Origin of the sequence: Streptomyces sp. NPDC088733 (assembly GCF_044751185.1) — a bacterium.
Classification (GTDB): Bacteria; Actinomycetota; Actinomycetes; order Streptomycetales; family Streptomycetaceae; genus Actinacidiphila.
On sequence record NZ_JBIVLH010000008.1, the window covers coordinates 165,534 to 189,736 of the forward strand.

Consider the following 24,203-nt stretch of genomic DNA (forward strand, 5'->3'; position numbering starts at 1 on the left):
GTCCTGGTTGATCGCGACCCCCTAGGGTGGGGGCCATGCCTGGCATCCACCTCCCCCTGCGCCTTGCGGGGCGGGGGACCGCCGCGGAGGCGCCGGCCCACCTCCACGAACCGGCCCGCCCGCGGCAGCCGGCACGGACCGTCCGCGGACCGGCCGGGCCCGCACCATCCCCCCACCGCCTCGTGCGAGGCACCGACCGGACCCGGAGCCGACGATGATGATCGCCTCACCCCGCCCCTACGACGTGCTCCTAGTCGAGGACGACCTCGCCGACGCCATGCTCATCGGGGACGCCCTGTCCGAGCGCGGCGCCCGCAACCTCACGCAGGTCGAGGACGGTGTCGCCGCCCTGGACTACCTGCGCGACGACAGCAACGCCCGCCCCGACCTCATCGTGCTCGACCTCAACATGCCCCGCATGAACGGCCGCGAGCTGCTGGAGATCCTCAAGGCCGACGACGATCTGCGCGCCATCCCGGTCGTCGTCCTGACGACCTCCGCCGCGCCGGACGACGTCGCCGGCGCCTACCAGCGGCACGCCAACGCCTATGTGACCAAGCCGGTCAACCTCGACGACTTCAACCGCGCGGTGCAGAGCATCGACGCCTTCTACCTCGACACCGTGACCAAGCTGCCGCGCGACTGACCGCCGCGGGGCGGCGTCGCGGCTCATCCCCGGGTGTGCCGGACGCAGGCCGCGACCACGGCCCGCAGGTCGCCGTCCCGCTCCGGCCGGTCCCGCTGGAAACAAGCGCCGTTGCCCGCCTTCAGCAGGCCGGCCGGGGCGTCCTGCGCCGGGACGAGGTCGCCGTTGTCCTCCAGGGCGTCGCGTACGTGCTCGAACAGGGCGCGCACCGCCGCCTCCGCGGGAACGGGCTCCATGCCCAGCGGGTGCAGCAGCCGCCCGCCATGTCGCCGGCGGCAGCAGCGCGACACTGTGCCGCGCCGGCGGCTCGCCGTCCTCCCACTGCCGGGTCGCGGTCTCCACCAGGGCCCGCACGCGGGTGGTGACCAGGGCGGTGTGCCATGCCTTGAGGCAGACGTGGGCGACCCTGACCTCCACCGTCGGCCAGGTGCGGGACAGGCGGGCGTCGAAGTGGACCATGCCCTCGTCGCGCAGCGCTCCCGTGCCCACCATCGACGCCACCAGTGCGTGGTAGCGGTCGGCGGAACCGAAGACCTCGACCGGGCCCGCCGAGGGCCGGCGGCCCCACACCCGGTTGCGGTAGCTCGCGTACCCGCTGTCCTGGCCCTGCGGGAAGGGCGAGTTGGCGCTCAGCGCCAGCAGGACCGGCAGCCACGGGCGGATCCGGTCCAGGACCGCGACGCCCTCCTCGTCCGACTCCACCGACACATGGACGTGGCAGCCGCAGGTGAGCTGCTCCTGCGTGGTCGGCCCGTACCGCTCGCCCAGCCGGCGGCAGCGCTCGCCGGCGCTGAGGGCGGGATCCACCGGCAGCGGCGATGTGGCGAGCGCGGCCACATGGGCGCCCAGGTCCTCCATCCGTACCTGCGGCCGGGTGGCGAACTCCAGCTGCTGGCGCTGGAGTTCCGTCTCGAACACGTCGTCCCCGGCTGCCGGGGCGCGGCGCGCCGCGACCAGGACGGCTGTCGACAGGGACCGGGGCTCGCCGGACTCGGCGTCCAGCAGGAGCAGTTCCTCCTCGACGCCGACGGTGCGGACGTCTCTCACGCGACGGCCGAGTCGTCCAGCGGCCTCGCTCCCGGCAGGCGCAGCCGCGCCGCGGCGAGAGCGGCGTCCACGTCGCCGGTGCCCGTCGCCACGCACAGTGTGTACGAGACGTCCTCCAGCCGGCGCCGGACCTCGGCGTCCGCCGGGTCGAGCACGCGCAGCGTCTCGTAGCGGTCGACGAGGTCGTTCAGCACAGCGGGGTGGGCCAAGAGCATGGTTCTCTCCTCGATAGTCCGCGGCACTGGGCCGAACGGTGTGTCCGAGAGCCGCTTACCCCCGCTTCGGGGTATCACGCGGACATGCGGAAGGCGGCGGCCCGAGGGCCGCCGCCTTCCGCGAGGGGTCAGCAGGAGGTCACCACCGGTACCAGCGCGACCTGCCGCCACCCGAGGAGGTGCCGCGCATGACGAACCCGAGCAGCCACAGCACCAGGATGATCAGGGCGACCCACCACAGGGCCTTGAGGGCGAATCCGGCCCCGAAAAGAATGACGGCCAGAAGCAGAACCAGCAAAAGGGGAACCACGTGCGCCTCCCGTGAACGAATGCACGACGATATGACGCGGTGAACACGCGACCGGACGATCCGGGTGCGCAGCCGGGTACCGGCCGGAGAGGTGTCCGGCACCCGGCTGCACCGTTCACCGCGCTTTTCGGGTGCCCCGGATGCCGGCCTGCAAACACCCGCCGCCGCGGGCTGTTTCACTCGGCGCGCCCGCCCGCCCTTTCCGCGACGCCGGCGGCACGTGCCCGACGCGGGAATTCCGCCCCGGAATTGCCGGGTCGCGCGGCCGGGAATGCGGCCCGGTGAATTTCCCGCCGCGCTCGGAGCGGCGGCGTCATTCCGCGGCCGGGCGGGCCAGAGCGTCCTCCGCCGCTTCGACGGCATGCTGGCGGTCCGCGGGGACCAGGCCGATGCGGCTGCGCCGGTCGAGGAGGTCGGCGGCGTCCAGCGCGCCCTCGTGGCGCACCGCCCAGACCAGTTCGGCCCGGGTCACCGGATGCCCCGCCACGACGGGCTCGCGCAGGGCCGGTTCCGCCGCGCCGAGGGCGTGCACCGCCGGGGCCTCGGTGCCGTACCGCCGCACCAGGCGGCGCGGCGCCGCGAGTCCGGTCAGCTCCGCGGCCGGGGCCGCGCCGACCAGCGGCAGGGACGCCGTACGGGACGGCCCGGCGCCCAGGCCGCGGGTGGAGACCGCGGCGTCGACCGCGTCCTGCGCCATCCGGCGGTAGGTGGTCAGCTTGCCGCCGACGACGGTGACGACGCCGTCGCCCGAGGTGAGGACCGCGTGCTTGCGGGAGATGTCGGACGTGTTCCCGGCGCCGTCCGCGGAGGTGTCCAGCAGCGGCCGCAGCCCGGCGAAGGCGCCGACGACGTCCTCGCGTCCCACGGCGGTGTCCAGCGCGGTGCCGAGCACGTCGAGGAGGAAGCCGATGTCGGTCTCGGGGACCTCCGGGACGTCGGGGATGTCGCCGTCGACCGGCTCGTCGGTGAGACCCACGTAGACCCGCCCGTCGCCCTGCGGGAGGACGAGCACAAAGCGGTTGGACTCACCCGGGATCGGGATGTGCAGGCCCGCCGGGAGGTCGCCCAGCGGTGCCGAGCGCAGGACGAGGTGGGTGCCGCGCGAGGGCCGCAGCCGGATGCCGTCCACCAGCCCGCCCGCCCACACACCGGCGGCGTTGATCACGGCGCGGGCGCGGATCGTGGCCTCCTGGCCGGTGAGTTCGTCGCGTATCAGGGCGCCGGAGCCGGTGAGCGCGACCGCGCGGACCCGGGTGAGGACGCGTGCGCCGTGCGCCGCGGCGGTACGGGCGATCGCCGTCACCAGGCGTGCGTCGTCGGCGAGTTGGCCGTCCCAGGACAGCAGCCCGCCGCGCAGCCCGGACGGGCGCAGCGCGGGGGCGAAGTGCCGGGTCTCCACGGCGGAGAGCCGGCGCGGGGCCGGCAGCGTGGCGCGGGAGGTGCGGGCCGCCAGCCGCAGCGCGTCGCCGGCCCGGAGGCCGGTCCAGGCCACGGCGGCCTGGCCGCGCGAGACCAGCGGGGTGAGCGGGAGCACGAACGGCTGCGCCTGGACGAGGTGGGGAGCGGTGCGTTCCATCAGCACGCCGCGCTCGACGGCGCTCTCGTGCGCGACGTCCAGCTGGCCGGAGGCGAGATAGCGCAGACCGCCGTGGATCAGCTTGGAGCTCCAGCGGGAGGTGCCGAAGGCCAGGTCGTGCGCGTCGACGGCGGCGACCGACAGACCGCGCGAGGCGGCGTCCAGCGCCGCCCCCGCGCCGGTGGCGCCGAGGCCGACCACCAGGACGTCCACCACGCCGCCGCCATCCGCGAGTTCGGCCAGCTCACGGGCGCGCCGGGCCGCGGACAGCGACGACCCGGGCGGGGAGGGGGTGGCGGCGGGGCGGGGCGGAACCGGGCTGCTCGTGGGGCTCATGGCGTCAGGGTCCTCTCCAGCATGGTCCGCAACTCCTCCAGGAACGCGGCCGAGTTCAGGTCGGGGTCGTCCTCGTCGGTCATGGTGCGCAGCGACAGCGTGAACGACTGCGCCAGCAGCAGCACCGCCCGCGCCTGCCGGGCGGGGTGGGCGCGGCGGACGGAGCCGTCGGCGTGGCCCGTCTCCAGCGCGGTGGTGATCAGCTGCAGCAGCGCGTCCTGGCTGGCGCCGCGGCGGTCCAGCACGTAGGGGAGGAGCAGTTCGGGATCGACGTCGACGATCTTGACGAAGAGGGGGTGCGCCCGGAACGCGCGGATGCCGTCGACCAGTCCGCCGACCAGCTGAGACCGGGCGTCGCGGTCGCCGGCGTGCCCGGGGATCGCGTCCGTCGCGACGTTCACCCACTCACGGGTCATCAGATCCCCGACCAGGGTGCGCACATCGGGCCAGCGCCGGTACAGCGTCATGCGCGAGACGCCGGCGCGGCGGGCCACGTCGGTGAGGGTCGTGCGGCGCACGCCGACGGCCAGGACGCAGTCGCGGACCGCGTCGAGCACCGGATCCACCGCTGTCCGAGTGTTGTGACGAATAGGCGTCATGTGTCACAGTGTAACGCCCCGGGAAACAAAGGGAGATGGCCCCCTGACCCCCGATCCCTCGACCGATGAGGACGACGACGTGGACATGTTGTGGAGCGGCTGGGGCGACCCGGCCAAGGCGGCCCCACTGCCCGACACCGTGATCGGCCTGCTGCGCGATCTGCTCGGGGTCAAGCCCCGGGAGGCCGCTCCGGCCGGCCTGGCCGACATCGAGGTCCCGGAGAGCCCGCTCGGCGACGAGGCCCGCGAGGCGCTCGCCGACGCCGTCGGCGGCCTGTCCTTCGTCCGCACCGACCCCGAGAGCCGCATCCGGCACACCCGTGGCAAGTCCACGCCGGACCTGCTGCGCATCCGGGCCGGCGACGTCGCCGACGTCCCCGCCGCCGTCGTGCTGCCCGCCGGCCACGACGAGGTGCTCGCCGTGCTGGCCGTGTGCGCCGAACACGACCTGGCCGTCGTGCCGTTCGGCGGCGGCACCTCCGTCGTCGGCGGCCTGGCCCCGCAGGGCGGCCGCCCCTTCGTCGCCCTCGACCTGCGCCGCATGGACCGGATGCTGTCCCTGGACCCGGTGTCGCGCACCGCGATCCTCCAACCCGGCCTGCGCGCCCCGGAGGCCGAGGCACTGCTGGCCGAACAGGGCTTCACCCTGGGCCACTTCCCGCAGTCCTACGAATGGGCCACCATCGGCGGGTTCGCCGCGGCACGCTCCAGCGGCCAGGCGTCCGCCGGGTACGGCCGCTTCGACGAGATGGTGCTCGGCCTGACCGTCGCCACCCCGCGCGGGACCCTCGACGCCGGCCGCGCGCCGCGCTCCGCCGCCGGCCCGGACCTGCGTCAGCTCGTCCTCGGCTCCGAGGGCGCGCTCGGCGTCATCACCTCCGTCACCGTCCGCATCCGCCCGGTCCCGCAGGTCGCGGTCTACGAGGGCTGGCGCTTCCCCGGGTTCGCCGAGGGCACGGCCGCGCTGCGCCGGCTCGCCCAGGACGGCCCCCGCCCCACGGTGCTGCGGCTGTCCGACGAGACGGAGACGATGATCGGCCTGGCCCAGCCCGACGCCATCGGCGTCTCCGGCGGGCCCTCGGCGGCGGGTTGCGTCGCGATCACCGGCTACGAGGGCACCGAGGAGGACACCGCGTACCGCCGGGCGCGGGCCGCGGCCGTGCTGCGCGACTGCGGCGGCGAGTACATCGGCGAGGAGCCCGGGCAGCGCTGGGCCCACGGCCGCTACTCCGCGCCCTATCTGCGCGACGCCCTCCTGGACGCGGGTGCCTTCGCCGAGACCCTGGAGACCGCGACGTTCTGGTCGCGCCTGCCGGAGCTGTACGACTCGGTGCGCCACGCCCTGACCGCCACCCTCGCGGGCGCCGGCACGCCGCCCCTGGTCATGTGCCACATCTCGCACGTGTACGAGAACGGCGCCTCGCTGTACTTCACGGTCGTCTCGGCGCAGGGCGAGGACCCCGTCGCCCACTGGGCGCCCGCCAAGACCGCCGCGAACGAGGCGATCATCGCCGCGGGCGGCACCATCAGCCACCACCACGGAGTGGGCGGCGACCACCGCGACTGGTACGTGCGCGAGGCCGGCCCGCTGGGCATCGCCGCGCTGCGGGCCGTGAAGGACGCGCTCGACCCGGCCGGGCTGCTCAACCCCGGCATCCTCCTCCCGGGCCGCTGAGCCCCGTCCCCGTTCCGGTCCCCGTCCCCGTCACGGAGGCACGCGCATGCGACAGTTCACCGCCGTCGTCAACCCCACCGCCGGGGGCTCCACCGGGGCCGCCGCCCTCCTGCCGCTCGCCCGGCTGCTGCGCGAGGCCGGAGCGGAGCTGGAGACGGAGTACAGCACGAGCCTGGCGCACGCGCGGGAACTCGCCCGCCGCGCGGGCGAGCGGGGCCGCGTCGTGCTCGCGGTCGGCGGGGACGGCATCGCCGGCGGCGTCGGCGGCGCCCTCAGCGGCACGGACGCCGTCCTCGGCCTCGTGCCCGCCGGCCGCGGCAACGACTTCGCCCGCGCCCTCGGCCTGCCCACGGGGCCGGAGGAACTCGCCCGCGTCCTGCTCGACCGCGACCCCCGCCCGGTCGACACCATCGAGGTCGACTCCGCGGTCCACCACCGTACGGTCGTGCTGGGCAGTGTCTACGCGGGCGTCGACGCCCTCGCCAACCGGCACGCCAACGCCTCCCGTTTGCTGAGCGGCGCCGCCTCGTACTACGCGGGCGGCCTGCGCGCGGTCGCCGGCTGGCGCGCGGCCGCCTACCGCGTCACCGTCGACGGGGAGCTCCACGAGCGCCGGGGCTACACCGTCGTGGCGGCCAACTCGGGCTTCTACGGCTCCGGTCGCGCGATCGCGCCCGGCGCCCGCGTGGACGACGGGCTGCTCGACGTCGTCATGATCCGCGACGCGCCGCGCCGGCTCTTCTTCACTTTGATGAACGAACTCAAGACCGGCGCCCACGTGAACCGGCCCGAGGTCGAGATCCTCCGCGGCAGGGAGATCCGCATCGAGGCCGACCGCGACGTCCCCTACGGCGCGGACGGGGAGGTCGACGCCGTCCTCCCGGTCACCGCGCGCATCCGGCCGGGAGCGCTCAAGGTGCTGTGCTGACAGGCCTGCCCACCGGCTCTGCCGAAGCGCGGGCGAGCGGGCTTCGAGCCGGGGTGAGGGGCCACGCGGCTCACCGGACCCGCCCCGCCCGGCCGCACGGGTGGCGGCGGGCCGCTGCCGTTTCACGAGTCACGTCCATTCGGCCGAGCGCCGCCGGGCGCACGGCAGTTCCACCGGTGGTGCGACTGGTCGGCCTGACGTGACCGCCACGGTAGGCGCTGCGCCGCCGGGCCTGGTACCGCCAGCGCCTCGCCGGCGAAGGGCGTTCAGGCGCCGTCCGGCACGGCATCGGCAGTAGCCCCCCGCCGAGGACCGTCGCGTCGCCACCGGCCGGGGCGCCGGTCCCCCCGGGGAGGGAGGCGGCCGTCACGCCCCGGATAACCTGCGCGGATGAGACGCATCCTGGTCGTCGGCATCAGCGGGGCGGGCAAGACCACCATGGCCCGCGCGCTGGCCGCGCGCCTGGGCCTGACGTTCCACGAGATGGACGCGCTGAAGTTCACCGGGCCCGGATGGGCCGCCGACCCCGCGTTCCGCGAGCGGGTGGCGGAGATCGCCGCCGGCCCTGGGTGGGTCTTCGACTCCTTCGGCTACCCGGAGGTCCGGGACCTGGTGTGGACGCACGCCGACACCGTCGTCTGGCTCGACTACCCCAGGTCGGTCGTCATGCCCCGGGTCCTGCGCAGGTCGCTGCGGAGGACCGTGCTGCGGGAGCGCGTCTTCGGCGGCAACGTCGAGACCGCGGCCTCGTGGTTCCGCGCCGACCACCCGGTGCGATGGGCCTGGGCCCAGCACGCGGCCCGGCGCGCCGAGATCGAACGGCGCTCCCTGGACCGGCGTTTCGCGCCGCTGCGCGTCGTACGGCTGCGCAGCCCGCGGTCGGCGCGGGACTGGCTCGGCACCACGGGGTGAACAGCCCGCCCCCGACCCGGCGGACCGCCTTTTTTGCCGTTCCGTGACAACCACGGGTACCGCACCGGTCTCTATACCAGTGGCGTCGCAAGAAGGCGATGGCTTCCGGTGATCGGCCGTCAACAGTGAGTGAGACAAAGTGAGCGCGTCAGGTCGTCCGAACGAGGAACCGTCCCGGCTGCCCCGCAGGGCGTTCATGGGACTGGGAGCCGCGGGCCTGTTGTCGGCCGGCGGCTACGCGTTGTACCGCGGCGCCGGCGGCGAGGCCTTCGCGCGCGGCAACTCCTCCCCGTCGCCGTCCCCCTCGGCGCCCTCCGCCCCCGCGACCTCCGCGCCGCCGCGCCCCCTGCCCCCGAGCGTGGAGTCGCCGCGGCTGATAGGGGACGGCTCGACCTCGCTGACCGGCGCCCAGCCGCGGCAGCCGGAGGTGCGCAGGCTGGAGCCGGGGGAGCGGCCGCCGCAGTTCGTCGTCATCTCCTGGGACGGCGCCGGTGAACTCGACAACGGCCTCTTCGCGCGCTTCCGGAAGGTCGCCGAGGAGGCGGGCGCCGCCATGACTTTCTTCCTCTCCGGGCTGTACCTGCTGCCCGAGTCCAAGAAGCACCTGTACGACCCGCCCCGCAATCCGGTCGGCGCCTCCGACATCGGCTACCTGACCGACGCCCACATACGCCTGACACTGGAGCAGCTGCGGGCCGCGTGGCTGGAGGGCCACGAGATAGGCACCCACTTCAACGGCCACTTCTGCGGCGGCTACGGCTCGGTGAAGCGGTGGTCGCCCGCCGAGTGGCGCAGCGAGATAGAGCAGGCCACGCGCTTCGTGCGGGAGTGGCGGACCAACACCGGCTTCGACGACCTGGAGCCGCTGCCCTTCGACTACACCAAGGAACTCGTCGGCGGCCGCACTCCCTGCCTGATGGGCCAGTTCAACCTGCTGTCCACCGCGGCCGCCCTCGGCTGGCGGTACGACGCCAGCTCGCCGGGCGGACTCCAGGTCTGGCCCCGCCGCAAACTCGGCATATGGGACTTTCCGCTGCAGTCCGTGCCGTTCCCCGGGCACAGCTTCGAAGTGCTCTCCATGGACTACAACATGCTCGCCAACCAGTCCGGGACCACCCACGGAGACCCGGCACGCCGTCCCGCGTGGCGCGACCAGGCCCGCGGCGCCTACATGGCCGGCTTCGAGCGCGCCTACACCACCAACCGCGCCCCGTTCTTCATCGGCAACCACTTCGAGCAGTGGAACGGCGGCATCTACATGGACGCCGTCGAGCAGGTGATCGGCGACATGGCGGAGAAGGACGACGTCCGCATGGTGTCCTTCCGCCAGTTCTGCGACTGGCTGGAGGCGCAGCACCCCACCGTCGTGCGCAACCTGCAGGGCCTTAACCTGGGAGAACGCCCCGTCGGCGGCTGGAAGAGCGTCGTCACCGTCTGACGGAGGTGCCGTCGCACGCGTGAGGGGGAGCGAGATCAGGAATGGCGGGTTCGGTGTGAGCAGCGCAGCGGAGGAGGCGGAGGAGTTTTTCGAGTCCTTCTACCCGCGGCTGGCGGGCTGGTGCCGCAAGCTCGTGGACAGCGACTCCGTCGCGCACGAGATCGCGTCCGAGTCGTTCACGAGACTGTGGTCCCGGTGGACGACGGTCCGGGAACCCGCTCCGTACCTCTTCTCCATAGCGGCGAACCTCGTCAAGGACCACTGGCGCCGCCAGGAGCGGGAGAAGGTCACCGTGCGGCAGCTGGAGGTCGTGACCGTGGACCATGCCCCGGCCGCCGACCACGGCACCGACATCCGCGCCCTGGTGGAGGCCCTGCCGGGACGGCTGCGCGTCCCCGTCCTGCTGCACTACTACGCCGACCTGTCGGTGAACGACATCGCGGTGGCCCTCCACCGGCGCCCCGGCACCATCAAGAGCGATCTCCACGCCGCCCGGCAGCACCTGCGGGCCTCTCTCAGGGGGCTTCATGAAACGACCGTCTGACCCGGGCGACCTCCCCGGGTCCCGTGGGGGGAGCGCCGAGGACGAGCCGAGCGAGATCGCCGAGGTGTTCCGGCAGCCCGTCGTCCTCCTGGCACCGCCGCCCGGCGCCTTCGACGCCGTCCGGCGCCGGGCCCGGTCGGTGCGACGGCGCCGGGCGCTCGCGCTCGGCACCGCGGTGGCCGGCTGCCTGGCAGCGGGAGTGTTCCTGGCGCCGGTGCCCGGCGGGGGCGGTGGCGTCTCGACGGTGCGGCCCGCCGCGCCGTCCGTGAGCGGCCTGCCCTCCGGGGAGGGCGGCACGGCGACCGCCGCGCCCGCGCCGTCCGGAACGACGGGGTCGCCCTCGGTGCGGCCCTCCACCTCGTCCTCTTCGTCCCCTTCGTCCGCCTCTTCCACCTCGGTGTCCCAGGTGACCGGCTGCCGGTCCGCACAGCTCAAGATCGCCTTCGGCGGCTCCCAGGGCGCGGCGGGTTCGGTGGAGCGCGTGCTGGTCTTCGTCAACTCCGGGCCGCGTTCCTGCACCCTGTACGGCTTCCCGGGGGTCTCCCTGGTCGACGGCGCCGCGGGCCGGCAGGTCGGCAACCCCGCCGAGCGCACGGGCGGTCCCGGCAAGGCCGTCCTGCTGCCGCGCGGCGGCTCCGCCGAGGCCCTGCTGCGCATGACCCAGGTGGACAACTACGACCAGAAGGTGTGCGACCCGCAGAAGGCACGGGGCCTGCGGGTCTACCCGCCCGACGAGCGTGACGCGCTCTTCCTGCCGGACGACGCGCTGCTGGGCTGCGCCGCGACCGGCGTGAAGACCCTGTCGGTCACCGCCGTGCACGGTCCCGCGTCGCACTGAACCGGCCGGTGCGTTCCCGCCCGGGTCCTGTGCGCCCGGGAGCCGGGAGGCACAGTCCACGATCAACGCTGCCGAGTGAAAACCCATCACCACCGGGGGACTCGGGCCTGAAGGAGAGGCGGACGACTGCGGGCCAGCGGCCCCTATGCCCTGCTCTCCGACACGGTTCAGGCACGGGTGTTCCGGCGATGGGCCAGTGCGCGGATCGTCGACGTGGAGGGCGGCCGTACGCTCTGGTCGGGCCAGTTCGACAGCACGACCGTGGGTGCGCCCGCCGCGAGCGGCGACCTGATCGCCGTCCTCGACGGCGGCGGCACCCTCTGGGCGGTGCGCGTATGACCGCCAGGCAGCCAGGCCCACGCCCGTCCTGTCCGCCCCGGACGACACACCTTTCGCGGAGGTAGCAGCAACGTGCAGTACACGAAACTCGGTTCCACCGGTCTTGACGTCTCGCGCATATGCCTCGGCTGCATGAGCTACGGCGTGCCCGAGCGCGGCAACCACCCCTGGACGCTCGACGAGGACGCCGCGCGCCCGCTGATCCGCGCCGCCCTCGAAGCGGGCGTCACCTTCTTCGACACCGCCAACGTCTACTCCGACGGCACCAGCGAGGAGATCGTGGGACGGGTGCTGGCCGAGCACGCGAACCGCGACGAGATCGTCCTGGCCACGAAGGTGCACGGCCGCATGCGCCCCGGGCCCAACGGCGCGGGGCTGTCGCGCAAGGCGATCCACACTGAGATCGACGCCAGCCTGCGCCGCCTCGGCACCGACTACGTCGACCTCTTGATCACCCACCGCTGGGACTACGACACGCCCATCGAGGAGACGATGGAGGCACTCCACGACGTGGTCAAGGCGGGCAAGGCCCGCTACATCGGGGCGTCCTCCATGTACGCCTGGCAGTTCGCCAAGGCCCAGCACACCGCGGAGCGCGGCGGCTGGACGAAGTACGTCAGCATGCAGAACCACTACAACCTCCTCTACCGCGAGGAGGAGCGGGAGATGCTGCCGCTCTGCGCCGACCAGGGCGTCGGCGTCACGCCGTGGAGCCCGCTGGCCCGCGGCCGGCTCACCCGTGACTGGGACGCGGGCAGCGCCCGTCAGGAGACCGACGACTACGGGCGGGGCCTGTACGACGAGCAGGACCGCGTCGTCGTCGACGCGGTGGCGGCCGTCGCCGAGCGGCGCGGCGTGCCGCGCGCCCAGGTGGCACTGGCCTGGCTGCTGCGGCAACCGGGGGTGACCGCGCCGATCGTGGGCGTCGGCAAGGAGCGGCACCTGCTCGACGCGGTGGCCTCGCTCGACCTGTCCCTGGACGAGGCGGAAGCGAAGTCCCTGGAGGAGCCCTACCGGCCGCACTCCGTCGTCGGCTTCAACTGACGGCCCGTCAGTGCGTCGCGCCGCGGCTCACAGGCGGACGACCACCAGTGCCGTGTCGTCGGTGATCCCGCCGGGCGGCAGCAGCTCGCCGAGCACCGCGTCGGCGAGCCGCTCCGGCCCGGCGCCGCGGTGCCGGCCGAGAACGCCGGCGAGGCGGGCGAGACCCGTGTCGATGTCCTCGCCGCGCCGCTCGACCAGGCCGTCGGTGTAGAGCACGAGCGTGTCGTCCTCGGTGAACGGGATCACGGCCTGCGGCCGGGAGTCGTGCTCCGGACGGGCACCCAGCGGCGGATCGGTGGCCTGGTCGAGGAAGTCCACGGTGCCGTCGGCGTGCAGCAGGACCGGCGGCGGATGCCCGGCACTGCTGTAGGTGACGGTCCGCGCGTCCCAGTCGACGAAGGCGTTCACCGCCGTCGTCGACTCGGCACCGGGCACCGAGCGCGCGTACAGCCCCAGGACCTCCAGGGCGCCGGCCGGGCCGTCCGCGACCCGTGAGGCCGCGCTCAGCGCACTGCGCAACTGCCCCATGACGCACGCCGCCGGCAGGCCGTGCCCCACGACGTCGCCGACCGCGACCCCGATCCGGTCGCCCCCGCCGGGCAGGTCCACCAGGTCGTACCAGTCGCCGCACACATTGAGCGCCCCCGTGGCCGGCCGGTAGCGCACCGCCACGCGGTGCTGCCGCAGCGGCTGCGGGGCGGGCAGCATCGCCGACTGGAGCGCGAGCGCCACCTCCCGCTCGCGGGCGTGGGCGCGCCGCAACCGCTCGTTGACCTCCTGCAACTCGCGCGCCCTGCCGTACAGCTCGGCCTCCAGCACCCTGGAGCGGTCCCGGTCGGGGCCGCCCCGGGCGCGGATGAGCTCGGTGACCTCCTCCACCCGGTGCACCAGCAGTGCCACGCGCCCGTCGTCCCCGAACACCGGCATGTTGACCGGGCTCCAGTACCGCTCCTCCCACCGCCCGGGGTGCTCGGGGTCCTCGACGTCGTACTGCTGCAGCGCCATGGCGTCCCGTTCGCCCGTCGACGCGACGCGCCGCAGCGAGGCCCCGAGATTGCGCATCCCGGACGCCCCGCGGTGGTCGGGGTTGTCGGGGAACACGTCGAAGAGGAAGTGCCCGATCACCTCCGCGGCCGGCCGGCCCGACAGGGCGAGGTACTCCTCGTTGGCGTCGACGAAGAACAACTGCGGTGTCAGGAGCGCCACCGCGCTGGGCAGTCCGCGGAAGACCGCCTCGTAGTCGATTCCCGGTTGTGCCACGTCCCGACCGCCTCGGTGCCGACGTCCTGAGCCTGGCGATCATACGAACGGGACCCCGGCGCGGCGCTCATCCCGGGGCGCGCGCCGCGCGAGTCCACACGGGCGGGCCTCCGGTCCGGTGTCATGGTTCGCGTTCGGATCGGTCAACGGCGCACGCGATAGCTCAGGTGAAGCACCCGGTCGCCCTGGATCACCACGTCGGGATCCTCCAGCAGGTGCTGCGCGTGGACCGATCCGAAATAGCGCTTGCCCGACCCGAACACCACGGGTACGACGTCCATGCGCACCTCGTCGACCAGGCCCGCGGCAAGCACCTGGCCACCGACGTCGCCGGCGGCGACCTCGACGACGCGGTCACCCGCGAGCTCTTGCGCCTTGGCGACTGCTGCCTCGACGCCGTCGACGAAGTGGAACGGCGCCTCGGGGTGCCAGCCCTCGGGCCTGCCCCGGTGGGTCACGACGACGACGTGCTCGATCCCGCCCGGAGGCTTCCCGTCCCAGCCGTCCGTCATGTCGAAGACATGGCGGCCGACGACGGTCACCCCGATCCGGTCCCAGTACGGCCGGGTGTGGTCGTAGGACGTCTGCGACACCTTCAGCGCGCCGCTCCCGTCCAATGGGACGTCACCGCTGACCAGCCAGTCGAACAGCGGTCCGGGCTGGTCGTTCTCGTCCGCGACGAAGCCGTCCACCGACACCGTGCTGTACATGACCACCTTGCCCACGGCGCTCTCCTCTGCTTCGGGGTGCCCCAAATTAGCCGGTGGTGAGCGGCCGCACGTGCAGGAAATCCATCGGCGGGAACGGGTCAGGACCGTGGCCCGGAAACGGCCGGGCTGCGCACAGTGTGCTCGACCGGACCCCGCCACCCCGTCACCAGGCACCGGCATCCCGGATGCGGGCGCGCCACGTGCCGCCGCACCCCCGGCGCACGCCACCGCCCGCCCGACAACCGCAGTTGGCCTGGTGTTTCACCGCCTCTCGTGCACGGCGGGGCGGGCGCGGCGCGGAGCGAGAATTCCGTTTGCCGCCCCGCGGACGGCAATCCCTCGTTCACCGGGACGTCGCCACGAGACGGCTTGCTGGAGCGAAGTTATATAGACAACTTTGCTCACCCGGGTCCCGCCGCGGCGGTCCCCGGGCGGAGAGGACCCATCACCGTGCCACCTCTCACTCGTGACGCCGCGTCCGGGAGCACCATCGCGCTCAGCTCCCCGACGTCCCCGCAGCGGGGCGACAAGCTGACCTTCACCTGGACGACGGACGCCCCCGACCCGAAGAACTGGATCGGCGTCTACGACGGCAACCGCAAGCCCGCGAGCGGCAGCGGCTCCCTGGTGTGGACGTACACCCCCGGTGCCTCCGGGCAGGTGACGCTCGACACCTCCGGCCTCAGCGGCGGCCCGTACACCGTCTACCTCCTCGCGAAGGACGGCTACGGCATCCTCGCGCAGACCGCGCCGTTCAGCTTCGCCGGTGCGCCCACCGGCGACTCCATCACGCTGAAGACCCCCAACCCCTACGAGGGCGACCAGGTCGTCTTCCACTGGACCACCGACACGCCGTACGCCACGAACTGGGTCGGTGTCTACGACGGCAACCGGCAGCCCGGCAACGGCGGCTCGCTGGCCTGGGAGTACACGCCCGCCGCCTCTGGCGACATCACCATCAACACCGCCGGCCTGACCGGCGGCCCGTACACCGGCTACCTGCTGGCGAAGGACGGCTACGGCATCCTCGCCAAGACCGCGCCGTTCAGCTTCGTCCCCCGCCCCGTCATCCCGCGCCCGCACGCGGTGGTGGACGCCCTCACGACCGCCCCCCAGCTGACGGGCACGGACATCTCCGTGCCGCTGGCGGGCCTGTGGGCGCGTCCCGAGGGCAACCCCGCCGGCAGCGCGACGTTCCGGCGCGCCGGAGGCGACTCCTGGCTGTCGGTGGCCGCGGACGGCACCGTCACCGGCAAGGCGCCGGCCGCGACGCCCAAGAACCCGGGGCGCGTGGTCGTCTCCGTCACCGACAGCGCAGCGGGCAGCGACACGATCACCGTGCAGGTGCCGGTCCGCGACAACCGCGACCGCATCCCGCTCAAGGTCGCCTCGCTGAACCTCTGGGACGCCGGCACCCACATCGACGGCTTCGCGGAGAAGCTGCTGAGCCTGGTGCTCACCCAGGGCCTCGACGTCGTCGCCCTCCAGGAGTCCGGCGGCACCGCGGCCGGCAACCTGGCCAAGGCGCTCGGCTGGGACGTCCACCAGGCCGGCGGCCTCGGCATCGTCAGCCGCTACCCGCTCACCGACGTCGTCGCCCCCACCGCGGACCTGCCGGCCGCCGCCGCCACGCTGCAGCCGCCCGGCGGCCCCGCGGTGCGGCTGTGGGCCGCCCAGCTGGACGAGGCGGCCTACGGGCCGTACGCGCTCCTCGCGGGCAGCAGCGCCGCCCAGGTCGAGGCGGCCGAGGAGCAGACGCTCCGCTACCGGCAGGCCGTGGCGCTGGTCGCCGCGATGCGGGCGGACATCGCCTCCCGCGGCGCGGTCGTCCTGGCCGCCGGCCTCGCCTCGCCCTCGCACCTGGACTGGACGGCCAAGACGGCCGACCAGCACGGGGGAGTGGGCCGCGTGCGCTGGCCCGTCACCGGAACCCTGGAGCAGGCCGGCCTCACCGACGCCTTCCGCGCCGTGCACACCGACCCCGTCGCGGAGCCCGGCACCACCTGGTCCCCCGTCAGGCCGCAGCGTGACAGCGGCAGCGGTGCCGAGCCGCAGGACCGCGTCGACCAGATCCAGTACGCGGGACCGCTGCGCGTCGTCGAGGCCCACAGCCTCGTCACCGGCTGGCCCCGGCCCGTGCCCGGCACGGCGGCCAACGGCTGGCCCTCCGACCACGCCGCCGCCGTCGTCACCTTCTCCCTGTCCGCCCGCGGCTGACCCGAACGACCCGAAGGACCACCCCATGACCCAGTTCAGCCGCCGCGCCTTCATCGGCACCGCCGCCGCCGGGGCTGCCGTCGCAGCCGTCGGACTGCCCGGCACGGCCGAGGCAGCGAGCCACGACGACCGGGACGGCAGCATCGCCGACGTCAAGCACGTCGTCATCCTGATGCAGGAGAACCGCAGCTTCGACCACTACTTCGGCACGCTCAACGGCGTGCGGGGCTTCGGCGACCGCCAGGCCGTCGTGCTGCCCAGCGGCGACTCCGTGTTCCGCCAGCCCGACCGCAGCCGCTCCGAGGGCTACCTGCTGCCCTTCCGGATGGACACCACCAAGTACAACGCCCAGAACGCGGGCGGCCTCCCGCACGACTGGGACACCGGCCACTCCGCGGTCAACAGCGGCTCCATGGACAAGTGGGTCTCCGCCAAGGGCGAGCGCACCATGGGCTACTTCAACCGCGAGGACATCCCCTACCAGTACGCCCTCGCCGACGCCTTCACCCTCTGCGACGGATACTTCTGCTCCCTGAACGGCCCCACCGACCCCAACCGCCTCTACCTGTGGACCGGCACCGCCGGCCCCGGCGTCGACGGCACCACGGGCCCGTGGACCGACAACACCCCGGTCACCGACAACCCGGTGGCCGACTGGACGACGTACGCCGAGCGGCTGGAGGAGGCCGGCGTCAGCTGGCGCGTCTACCACAACCCGGACGGCTCGGACGACCGCTACGGCGACTACGACGACAACGCGCTGTCGTACTTCAAGCAGTTCCACGCGTTCCCCAAGGACGACCCGCGCTACGTCAACGCCATGACGAAGTTCGACCCCGCGGCGTTCGACAAGCACTGCAAGGACGGCACCCTGCCCACCGTTTCCTGGCTGGTGGCGCCGTACCTGTTCAGTGAGCACCCGTCGGCCGGCCCCGACTACGGCGCCCACTGGGTCAACACCGCGCTCCAGTCGCTGTTCTCCAACCCCGAGGTCTGGAAGCACACCGTCTTCCTGGTCATGTACGACGAGAACGACGGCTACTTCGACCACGTCATCCCGCCGATGCCCGAGGCGGGCACCAAGGACGAGTTCGCGAACGGCAAGCCGATCGGCCTGGGCAGCCGGGTGCCGCTGTGGGTCGTCTCGCCGTGGTCGCGCGGCGGCTGGGTCAACTCCCAGGTCTTCGATCACACGTCGGTGGTGCAGTTCCTGGAGCGCGTGACCGGTGTGCGGGAGCCCAACATCTCCGAGTGGCGGCGCACCGTCTGCGGCGACCTCACCAGCGCCTTCGACTTCACCAAGCCCGACTACAGCATCCCGGCCCTGCCGGACACGGTCGCGCTGATGGCGAAGGCGGACGCCGGCAACTCCCTGCCCGGCGTCAAGATCCCCACCGCGCAGTCGATGCCGGCGCAGGAGGAGGGCGAGCGGCCGCACCGCCCGCTGCCGTACCTGCCGTGGGCCGACGTGACGGTCGACCGGGCCACCGGCAAGGTCACCTGCACGCTGACCAACGACGGCACCGTGGGCTACCACTTCACCGTGCTGCCCAACATCGCCCTGCCGCGCGTCGGCACCCCGTTCACGGTGCAGCCGCACTCGTCGCGCACCTACGTGTGGGACGCGGCGGCCACCGACGGCCGCTACGACTTCTCCGTGCACGGCGCCGACGGCTTCGTCCGCCGCTTCGCGGGCACCGTCGTCCGCGACGGCCAGGACGACGTGGCCGCGCCGCTCGTCGGGGCGGCGCTGCGCCGTGCCGACGACCCGGGCCACACCACGGTCGAGTTGGAGCTGCGCAACGATGGCGGCTCCGACGTGGCCTTCACCGTCACGCCGAACGACTTCGACGGTGAGGAGGAGATCGTCTGGGTCCGGGCCGGTCACCAGGACACCGTGAAGTGGCGCACCGACGACGGCCGGTACGACGTGACCGTCACGGCGGGCACCGGCACCCGCTTCGTCCAGCGGTACGCGGGCACCGTCCACGCCGTGTGACGGACGTCCCGAGGGGTCCGGGCCGGGGCACTCGCCCCGGCCCGGACCCTCGTCGTGTCCCACCTGCGCCTGGACCGGCGGTCCGGGCCGGATAAGGTCTGTCCGTGGCCGGCCGGACCGCCGGCCCGGTGGACACGAGAGCGGCCGGGAGACACGTTGCGTGAGGACCAGGGCAGCGGCGACAGCGACCTGCGGTACCGCAGGGTCGCCGCCGAACTCCGCGCGGCGATCATCGCCGGCGAGTACGCCTCCGGCTCCAAGCTGCCCCCGGAGGGCACACTGGCCGAGCGCTACGGGGTCTCCCGCGGCACGGTGCGGCACGCCCTGGCCGTGCTGCGGTCGGACGGCCTGGTCACCTCGCGGCGCGGCACCCCGCGCACGGTGCTCGGCGGCCCGCGGTCGCAGAGCTTCTCCGAACTGCTGAGCTTCACCAACTGGGCCCGCTCCCTCGGCGAGACGCCGGGCGGGCGCGTCGACCGCGTCGTACGGCGGCCGGCCGAACCGGCCGAGGCCGCGCAACTGGGCCTGGAACCCGGCGCGGAGGTCCACCTCGTCCTGCGGGTGCGGACCCTGTCCGGCGAACCGGTCATGGTCGAGCGCTCCCTGTACCCCGCCCGGGTGGGCGCCCTGGTGGCCGAACTGGCGCCCGACGTCGTGTCGCACACCGAGGCGCTGGTGGGGCACGGGGTGCTCTTCACCGACGCCGACCACACCATCGACATCGCGTGGGCCGACGAGGACGACGTCCGGCTCCTGAAGTGCCCGGCCGGCCAGGTCCTGCTGCGCGAGCGGCGCCGTACGACGGACCCGGCGGGTGTGCCGGTCGAGTGGTCCGAGGACCGCTACCTGCCGGGCACCATCGCCTTCACGGTGCACAACTCGGTCGCCGCCTCCACCCTCGGCCGCCACCACAGCCCGCGCACGGACCGGGCCTGACCGGGCCGCCGGGCGAGCACGAACGGTGGGCCCGGTACCGCCTGGCCATGGACGACCCCGCCCGCCTGCCCGAACTCTTCGACGCCGTCGCCACCGAGCCCGACGACGCCATCGCGCTCGGCATCGTCCTGCACGCCCTCGGCCACGTCCCGGCCGCCGACCGCCCCGCCTGGACCGACCGCCTCGGCACCGCGCGCGCCCGCGCCTACGCCGCCCGCCGCGCCCGCGAACTCGGCGTCCTCGAAAGCCCGTCGCTGTCCGCCCAGCTCGCCGACCCGTCCGTCCAGGACTCCTGGTCCGACTGGCTCCAACTCCGCCTCGCCGCCTCCTCGCAGGAACCCGCCGTCCTGCACCGCCTCGCCACCACGGGCCGCACGAAGCGCATCCGCCGCCTGGCTTCCGGGCGCGCCCGCTGACCGGCGGGGGCGCGGGGAACTGCGCGCTCAGCCCCCGCGGACCGGCACTTGACCCACCGGCCGGGGGTAGCGCCGGGCGTGTCGGCGCGGTGGGTTCGTGCCCGGGTGGGGGCGCGGGGAACTGCGCGACCAGCCCCCGCGCACCCGCACCCGACCAACCCGGCGAACCGGAACGGCAACCTCAGCCGCGCACCAGCGCGGTGAGCAGCGGGACGAAGTGCTCGAACGCCGGCGTGAAGGCCTCCGGGTCCTTCGCGGCCTCGTCCCAGCGGCGGACGGCGACCGCGTCGGCCGCGCCCGGGAGGGCGGCGAAAACGGCCGCCTGCTCGGGGGTCATCGGGCCGCCCTGGACCGCCAGCGTGTGCTTGGAGGCCTCCGACAGCCGGTCGTAGTACTCCGGCTCCACCGCGCACAGGTAGCGCTTCGCCGCGACGTGCAGCCGCACCGGCTCGGTGACCTCGGGCCCGAACCAGCGGGCCAGCAGGTCGGCGCCGGTGTGGCTGTGGCGGTTGTCGGTGCCGTCCATGAGGTCCTGGCCGGTGTCCTCGCCGGCGAAGTGCCCGACGTCGTGCAGCAGCGCAGCGGCCACCAGGTGCGGCGGGGCGCCGGCGGCCTCGGCGCGGGCGCCGGCCTGGAGCATGTGCTCGGCCATGGAGACCGCCTCGCCCAGGTACTCCGCGGAGCCCGCCCCGGCGAACAGCTCGGCCAGCGGCTCCACGGTGTCCGCGCGCCGCACCACGGCCAGGCTGCTCGCGAGGCCGTCGAGGTCGGCGTAGCAGCCCTGGAGGTGGCGTGCCCCGTCCTGGGCGAAGGCCGTGCGGGCGTGCAGGAGGCGGGTGTTGTCGAAGACCAGGCAGTCGCCCGGCGACAGGCGGAAGTTCAGCTGCAGCTCGGGGCGGAGCAGCAGCTCCGCGAAGGTGCGGTACGCCGCGTAGAAGGCGTCGAGCTCGGCGGCCGGCAGCCGCAGCGCGCTGATCGAGCGGTTGTTGAAGCGCACCTCGCGCACCCGGCCGAGTGCGTCGGTGCCGATCAGGGGGTGATCGGCGCGCAGCTCGGTCCCCGCGTCGCGGAAGACGAACGGCACGGGCGTCCGGCTGAGGACGGCGAAGGCCTCCGGGTCCTCGCGGCGCAGCAGCGCGGCCGCGGCGAAGCCGTCGACGAGGCCGGAGTCGCCGCCCTCGGCGTCGTTGACCAGGCAGTGCAGCAGCTGGATCGTCGGGACCGGGTCGCGGTACGGGTTGTCGGTGTGCGGCGTGATGGCGACCGAGGTGAAGGCGAGGTTGTTCGGGTCGGGCTCGACGCGCACGTCGAAGAGCTTGCCGTAGTTGGTCTCGCGGACGAAGCCGAAGGTCTCGGCCACGGCGAGCACCTGCTCGTCGCGCTCGGGCACCTTGTGCAGCAGCATGAAGCCGAGCCGCAGGACGGACTCCAGCAGGCGCGCCCGCAGGCCCGGTTCGGCGATGTAGGCGTCCCAGTCCGCCTCGGGCAGCCGCCCGGCCAGGTCGCGGGCCTTCCACAGCTCCTTGCCGTCCTCGGTGCGCCGGTCGCCGTACGAGGTGCCGCCGGGCCGGTGGGCCGTGAGCCAGGTGACGGGGTACGTCGAGCGGTGGCCGTCGGGCGCCCAGACGACCTCGATCGCGGGCTCCCCGGCGGTGCCGGTGGCATCGGTTGCCGTCTCGACGCGGAGTCCGTCGGGCAGCGCGCCGATCTGGAAGAGCTTCTGGCCCGACCGCGGGTCGCGGCAGTCCGTGCAGGGGCAGTTGTCGCGCAGCCACATCGCGGGCAGCTCGGCGACCGGGAAGGCGGTCAGGGGGGTCATGCTCACTCCTCGGCGAAAGTTGTATAGCCAACTTCCCCGACCGTCACAGGGCGACACGACCGTTCGGTGACCGGGAGATGTCGGTGCGGCGAAGCCCCGCCGACCCGCGGGACTCGGTCACTTTCCGGCAGCACGCAGGAGCTTTGTGCTCACGGCGCGGATCGCCGCGCGCTCGCCGGGCGTGAGGACTTCGGTCAGCGCCGCGACGTGCTCGTCCATCTCGGCGGTGCACTGTTCCGCGAGCCGCTTCCCGAGCGGGGTGAGGGCGACCAGGACGCCGCGCCCGTCGTGGGGCGAGGGCAGCCGCTCCACCAGTCCGCGCTTCTCGGCGCGGCCGACGAGCCCCGTCATCGAGGACTTGTCCAGGTCCAGGTGGCGGGCCAGTTCGAGCATGCCCGGCCGGCGGTCGCGCAGGATGCCGAGCAGGCGGATCTGGACGAGGGACAGGTCGTGCCGCGCCGCGACGCGTGCCAGCGTTCCGTGGACCAGGAACGACAGTTGGGCGAGCGCGTCGGTCGTGTTCGTGGGGCCGTCGGTGAGGTCCGGTTCGCGCTGTTCGGTCATGGCTGCCTCCGCTTGACTTGGTACGTGACGCAAACTACTTTGAAAGTGGTACGCGATACAAACTATATGCGTCCGCCCCTCCCACCTCTCTGGAGGCCGCCATGCACGCAGCCGTCGTCCACTCCTTCGACGCACCTCCCCGCTACGGCACCGTCGCCGAACCCGAGCCGCGCGGGGAGCACGAGCTCCTCGTCGACGTCCTGGCCGCCGGGCTCCACCCCCGGGTGCGCTCGGGAGCCGACGGGAGCCACTACACCTCCGAGGGCGTCCTGCCGCTGGTCCCCGGCATCGACGCGGTCGGCCGCACCCCGCAGGGCGAACTGCTCTACTTCGTCGCCCCGGACGGGGTGGCCGGCACCATGGCCGAGCGGGCCGTGGTCGACCGCCGCCGGGCCGTGGGCCTGCCCGCGGGCACCGACCCGGTCGCGGTGGCCGCTGCGATGAACCCCGCGATGTCCTCCTGGATCGCCCTGCGCCGCCGCGCCCCCCTGCCGCCCGGCGCCACCGTCCTGGTCCTGGGCGCCACCGGCAGCGCCGGCCGGCTGGCGGTCCAGGTCGCCAAGCACCTCGGCGCCGCACGTGTCGTCGCCGCCGGCCGCGACCCCGAACGCCTGGAGCTCCTCCCCGGTCTCGGCGCCGACGAGACCGTCCCCCTCCTCGGCGACCCCGAGCGGACCGCCGGCCGGCTCGGGCGCGCGGCCGGCGACGCCGACGTCGTCCTGGACTACTTGTGGGGCCCCGCCACCGAGCACGCCCTGCCCGCCGTGCTGACCGCCCGTGCCGAGCGTGCCAAGCCCCTCGCCTGGGTCCAGATCGGCTCCGTCGCCGGACCGGACATCACGCTGCCCTCGGCCTACCTGCGCGGCGCGAACCTGCGGCTCATGGGCAGCGGCCAGGGCTCCGTCAGCACCGAGGGCATCCTCGCCGAACTCCCCTCCCTGGCGGGCCTCATCGACTCCGGCACCTTCGCCGTCGACACCCTGCCGGTCCCGCTCTCCCGGGTCGAACACGCCTGGACCACCCCGGAGGCCCCCGGGCAGCGCACCGTGCTGACCCCGGACGCCTGACCCGCCCGACGTACGACCGGGGTCAGCGCCTGAAGGCGCCGAGGAGGCGGCCGGCCGGTCCTTCCCGCAGGCCCTCGCTGGTGAGCGCGTGGTAGAGGATCACCACGGCGATGCAGGCCATCCCGAAGGCCGGGCCGACGAACCAGCCTCCGACCCCGCAGACCACGTACAGCACGAGACCGGTCAACGGCCGGATCCGCTGCGCGCGGAGGTAGCCGGTCGGGACGCCCGGCTCCAGCAGTTCCGGGTGGTGGCACAGGTACGAGAACACCCCCCACCACGGTGCCGACATGACGGCGGCGACCAGGGCGTAGAGCACGACGGCGACCCGCTGGTCGTCGGTGCCCCCGCCCTCGGCCACGGCGTCCCCGAGCACGGAGGTGGGAAAGGGGACGATCACCGTGCTGAACAGGATCGCGAGGTTGATCCACAGCAGGCCGCCGTCCATCCGGTGGATCCGGCGGAAGAGCGCGTGGTGGTTGAGCCAGATGACGCCGACGTAGACGAACGAGACCACGAACGCCGCATAGGCGGGCCACCGCGCGAGCAGGTCCGACGCGAGGTCGCCGGGCCGGACGTCGTGGTCGTAGAGGTCGAGCACCAGGAGCGTGATCACGATGGCGAAGACGCTGTCGCTGAAGGCTTCGACCCGGCCGGTGTCCGACAGGCGCATACCGCCCTCACCGGACGAATCCGACGCATGGTCACCATGGTGTTGGCCCGTCATGCAAGGGATCTTACGGACAGGTTCGCGGTGCGCCGGGCGCG

The 24,203-nt window shown here is 73.7% G+C and carries 23 protein-coding genes and 1 pseudogene; 14 read left to right on the forward strand and 10 right to left on the reverse strand.

The window, feature by feature from the left end; all coding sequences use genetic code 11:
• The first annotated feature begins 214 nt into the window (after positions 1-214).
• Positions 215-646, forward strand: a complete 432-nt coding sequence (locus ACIP64_RS17140; RefSeq protein WP_401586908.1) for a response regulator — start codon at positions 215-217, stop codon at positions 644-646.
• Between the two features lie 23 nt (positions 647-669).
• Here the strand turns inward: ACIP64_RS17140 and ACIP64_RS17145 are convergent.
• The 5 genes and pseudogenes from ACIP64_RS17145 to ACIP64_RS17165 form a co-directional block, all read right to left on the reverse strand.
• A pseudogene (locus ACIP64_RS17145) lies at positions 670-1,693 on the reverse strand (glutamate--cysteine ligase).
• On the reverse strand, positions 1,690-1,908 hold the full coding sequence (locus ACIP64_RS17150; protein WP_401586911.1) for a DUF5133 domain-containing protein: 219 nt from the start codon (positions 1,906-1,908) through the stop codon (positions 1,690-1,692). The pseudogene ACIP64_RS17145 and the gene ACIP64_RS17150 overlap by 4 nt, the downstream one beginning before the upstream one ends.
• Before the next feature lie 139 nt (positions 1,909-2,047).
• Positions 2,048-2,218 carry a hydrophobic protein gene (locus ACIP64_RS17155; protein WP_360903042.1) on the reverse strand — a complete coding sequence of 57 codons (171 nt, stop codon included), beginning with the start codon at positions 2,216-2,218 and terminating at the stop codon, positions 2,048-2,050.
• 313 nt (positions 2,219-2,531) lie between these two features.
• Complete coding sequence (locus tag ACIP64_RS17160) at positions 2,532-4,130, reverse strand: glycerol-3-phosphate dehydrogenase/oxidase (RefSeq protein ID WP_401586915.1); 1,599 nt, start codon at positions 4,128-4,130, stop codon at positions 2,532-2,534.
• A complete protein-coding gene (locus ACIP64_RS17165; protein ID WP_401586918.1) occupies positions 4,127-4,729 on the reverse strand; it encodes a TetR/AcrR family transcriptional regulator in 603 nt (200 codons plus the stop codon). Before ACIP64_RS17165 ends, ACIP64_RS17160 begins: the two co-directional genes overlap by 4 nt.
• A gap of 79 nt (positions 4,730-4,808) precedes the next feature.
• Between ACIP64_RS17165 and ACIP64_RS17170 the strand changes: the two genes are divergently transcribed.
• The 8 genes from ACIP64_RS17170 (at position 4,809) to ACIP64_RS17205 (ending at position 12,447) form a co-directional block, all read left to right on the forward strand.
• Positions 4,809-6,404: an FAD-binding oxidoreductase gene (locus tag ACIP64_RS17170; RefSeq protein WP_401586920.1), complete on the forward strand. Its 1,596-nt coding sequence runs from the start codon at positions 4,809-4,811 to the stop codon at positions 6,402-6,404.
• A gap of 46 nt (positions 6,405-6,450) precedes the next feature.
• Positions 6,451-7,332 (forward strand): YegS/Rv2252/BmrU family lipid kinase, encoded by an 882-nt coding sequence (locus tag ACIP64_RS17175; protein WP_401586922.1) that lies wholly within the window; start codon positions 6,451-6,453, stop codon positions 7,330-7,332.
• Positions 7,333-7,722: 390 nt separating this feature from the next.
• The gene (locus ACIP64_RS17180; RefSeq protein WP_401586924.1) at positions 7,723-8,244 is read left to right on the forward strand and encodes an AAA family ATPase; all 522 of its coding nucleotides are present in this window, start codon (positions 7,723-7,725) and stop codon (positions 8,242-8,244) included.
• 196 nt (positions 8,245-8,440) lie between these two features.
• Positions 8,441-9,682 carry a hypothetical protein gene (locus ACIP64_RS17185; RefSeq protein WP_401587326.1) on the forward strand — a complete coding sequence of 414 codons (1,242 nt, stop codon included), beginning with the start codon at positions 8,441-8,443 and terminating at the stop codon, positions 9,680-9,682.
• A 55-nt stretch (positions 9,683-9,737) separates the two neighbouring features.
• Entirely contained in the window at positions 9,738-10,226 is a 489-nt protein-coding gene (locus ACIP64_RS17190) for an RNA polymerase sigma factor (RefSeq protein ID WP_401586927.1), read from the forward strand.
• On the forward strand, positions 10,210-11,064 hold the full coding sequence (locus ACIP64_RS17195) for a DUF4232 domain-containing protein (RefSeq protein ID WP_401586929.1): 855 nt from the start codon (positions 10,210-10,212) through the stop codon (positions 11,062-11,064). The genes ACIP64_RS17190 and ACIP64_RS17195 overlap by 17 nt, the downstream gene beginning before the upstream one ends.
• A gap of 177 nt (positions 11,065-11,241) precedes the next feature.
• On the forward strand, positions 11,242-11,403 hold the full coding sequence (locus tag ACIP64_RS17200) for a PQQ-binding-like beta-propeller repeat protein (RefSeq protein ID WP_401586932.1): 162 nt from the start codon (positions 11,242-11,244) through the stop codon (positions 11,401-11,403).
• Positions 11,404-11,475: 72 nt separating this feature from the next.
• Positions 11,476-12,447: an aldo/keto reductase gene (locus tag ACIP64_RS17205; RefSeq protein ID WP_401586935.1), complete on the forward strand. Its 972-nt coding sequence runs from the start codon at positions 11,476-11,478 to the stop codon at positions 12,445-12,447.
• 27 nt (positions 12,448-12,474) lie between these two features.
• Here ACIP64_RS17205 and ACIP64_RS17210 read toward each other — a convergent pair whose 3' ends face one another.
• Both ACIP64_RS17210 and ACIP64_RS17215 read right to left on the reverse strand, forming a co-directional pair.
• Entirely contained in the window at positions 12,475-13,707 is a 1,233-nt protein-coding gene (locus ACIP64_RS17210; protein WP_401586937.1) for a PP2C family protein-serine/threonine phosphatase, read from the reverse strand.
• A gap of 143 nt (positions 13,708-13,850) precedes the next feature.
• Entirely contained in the window at positions 13,851-14,432 is a 582-nt protein-coding gene (locus ACIP64_RS17215; protein WP_401586940.1) for a dihydrofolate reductase family protein, read from the reverse strand.
• Between the two features lie 435 nt (positions 14,433-14,867).
• Between ACIP64_RS17215 and ACIP64_RS17220 the strand changes: the two genes are divergently transcribed.
• The 4 genes from ACIP64_RS17220 to ACIP64_RS17235 all read left to right on the forward strand — a co-directional run bounded on the left by ACIP64_RS17220 (position 14,868) and on the right by ACIP64_RS17235 (position 19,985).
• The gene (locus ACIP64_RS17220) at positions 14,868-16,634 is read left to right on the forward strand and encodes a hypothetical protein (RefSeq protein ID WP_401586942.1); all 1,767 of its coding nucleotides are present in this window, start codon (positions 14,868-14,870) and stop codon (positions 16,632-16,634) included.
• Positions 16,635-16,659: 25 nt separating this feature from the next.
• Positions 16,660-18,633, forward strand: a complete 1,974-nt coding sequence (locus ACIP64_RS17225) for a phosphocholine-specific phospholipase C (protein WP_401586944.1) — start codon at positions 16,660-16,662, stop codon at positions 18,631-18,633.
• Positions 18,634-18,789: 156 nt separating this feature from the next.
• Positions 18,790-19,569 carry a GntR family transcriptional regulator gene (locus ACIP64_RS17230; RefSeq protein ID WP_401586946.1) on the forward strand — a complete coding sequence of 260 codons (780 nt, stop codon included), beginning with the start codon at positions 18,790-18,792 and terminating at the stop codon, positions 19,567-19,569.
• A gap of 47 nt (positions 19,570-19,616) precedes the next feature.
• Positions 19,617-19,985 (forward strand): hypothetical protein, encoded by a 369-nt coding sequence (locus ACIP64_RS17235; protein WP_401586949.1) that lies wholly within the window; start codon positions 19,617-19,619, stop codon positions 19,983-19,985.
• 181 nt (positions 19,986-20,166) lie between these two features.
• On the opposite strand, the gene ACIP64_RS17240 is transcribed toward ACIP64_RS17235, so the two are convergent.
• Together ACIP64_RS17240 and ACIP64_RS17245 are read right to left on the reverse strand one after the other, a co-directional pair.
• Positions 20,167-21,804: a phosphonate degradation HD-domain oxygenase gene (locus ACIP64_RS17240; RefSeq protein ID WP_401586952.1), complete on the reverse strand. Its 1,638-nt coding sequence runs from the start codon at positions 21,802-21,804 to the stop codon at positions 20,167-20,169.
• 117 nt (positions 21,805-21,921) lie between these two features.
• Entirely contained in the window at positions 21,922-22,368 is a 447-nt protein-coding gene (locus ACIP64_RS17245; RefSeq protein WP_401586954.1) for a MarR family winged helix-turn-helix transcriptional regulator, read from the reverse strand.
• Between the two features lie 101 nt (positions 22,369-22,469).
• Here ACIP64_RS17245 and ACIP64_RS17250 point away from each other — a divergent pair, with 101 nt between their 5' ends.
• Positions 22,470-23,435, forward strand: coding sequence for a zinc-binding alcohol dehydrogenase family protein (locus tag ACIP64_RS17250; protein ID WP_401586957.1), 966 nt, complete (start codon positions 22,470-22,472; stop codon positions 23,433-23,435).
• A gap of 22 nt (positions 23,436-23,457) precedes the next feature.
• Here ACIP64_RS17250 and ACIP64_RS17255 read toward each other — a convergent pair whose 3' ends face one another.
• On the reverse strand, positions 23,458-24,162 hold the full coding sequence (locus ACIP64_RS17255; protein WP_401586959.1) for a TMEM175 family protein: 705 nt from the start codon (positions 24,160-24,162) through the stop codon (positions 23,458-23,460).
• Positions 24,163-24,203: the final 41 nt, after the last annotated feature.

Coding starts and splice junctions, on each gene's coding strand:
- ACIP64_RS17150 (WP_401586911.1), bottom strand. CDS start 1,908: ATGCTCTTGGCCCACCCCGCTGTGCTGAACGACCTCGTCGACCGCTAC.
- ACIP64_RS17195 (WP_401586929.1), top strand. CDS start 10,210: ATGAAACGACCGTCTGACCCGGGCGACCTCCCCGGGTCCCGTGGGGGG.
- ACIP64_RS17235 (WP_401586949.1), top strand. CDS start 19,617: ATGGACGACCCCGCCCGCCTGCCCGAACTCTTCGACGCCGTCGCCACC.
- ACIP64_RS17175 (WP_401586922.1), top strand. CDS start 6,451: ATGCGACAGTTCACCGCCGTCGTCAACCCCACCGCCGGGGGCTCCACC.
- ACIP64_RS17250 (WP_401586957.1), top strand. CDS start 22,470: ATGCACGCAGCCGTCGTCCACTCCTTCGACGCACCTCCCCGCTACGGC.
- ACIP64_RS17165 (WP_401586918.1), bottom strand. CDS start 4,729: ATGACGCCTATTCGTCACAACACTCGGACAGCGGTGGATCCGGTGCTC.
- ACIP64_RS17185 (WP_401587326.1), top strand. CDS start 8,441: ATGGGACTGGGAGCCGCGGGCCTGTTGTCGGCCGGCGGCTACGCGTTG.
- ACIP64_RS17160 (WP_401586915.1), bottom strand. CDS start 4,130: ATGAGCCCCACGAGCAGCCCGGTTCCGCCCCGCCCCGCCGCCACCCCC.
- ACIP64_RS17245 (WP_401586954.1), bottom strand. CDS start 22,368: ATGACCGAACAGCGCGAACCGGACCTCACCGACGGCCCCACGAACACG.
- ACIP64_RS17240 (WP_401586952.1), bottom strand. CDS start 21,804: ATGACCCCCCTGACCGCCTTCCCGGTCGCCGAGCTGCCCGCGATGTGG.
- ACIP64_RS17180 (WP_401586924.1), top strand. CDS start 7,723: ATGAGACGCATCCTGGTCGTCGGCATCAGCGGGGCGGGCAAGACCACC.
- ACIP64_RS17140 (WP_401586908.1), top strand. CDS start 215: ATGATGATCGCCTCACCCCGCCCCTACGACGTGCTCCTAGTCGAGGAC.
- ACIP64_RS17255 (WP_401586959.1), bottom strand. CDS start 24,162: ATGACGGGCCAACACCATGGTGACCATGCGTCGGATTCGTCCGGTGAG.
- ACIP64_RS17225 (WP_401586944.1), top strand. CDS start 16,660: ATGACCCAGTTCAGCCGCCGCGCCTTCATCGGCACCGCCGCCGCCGGG.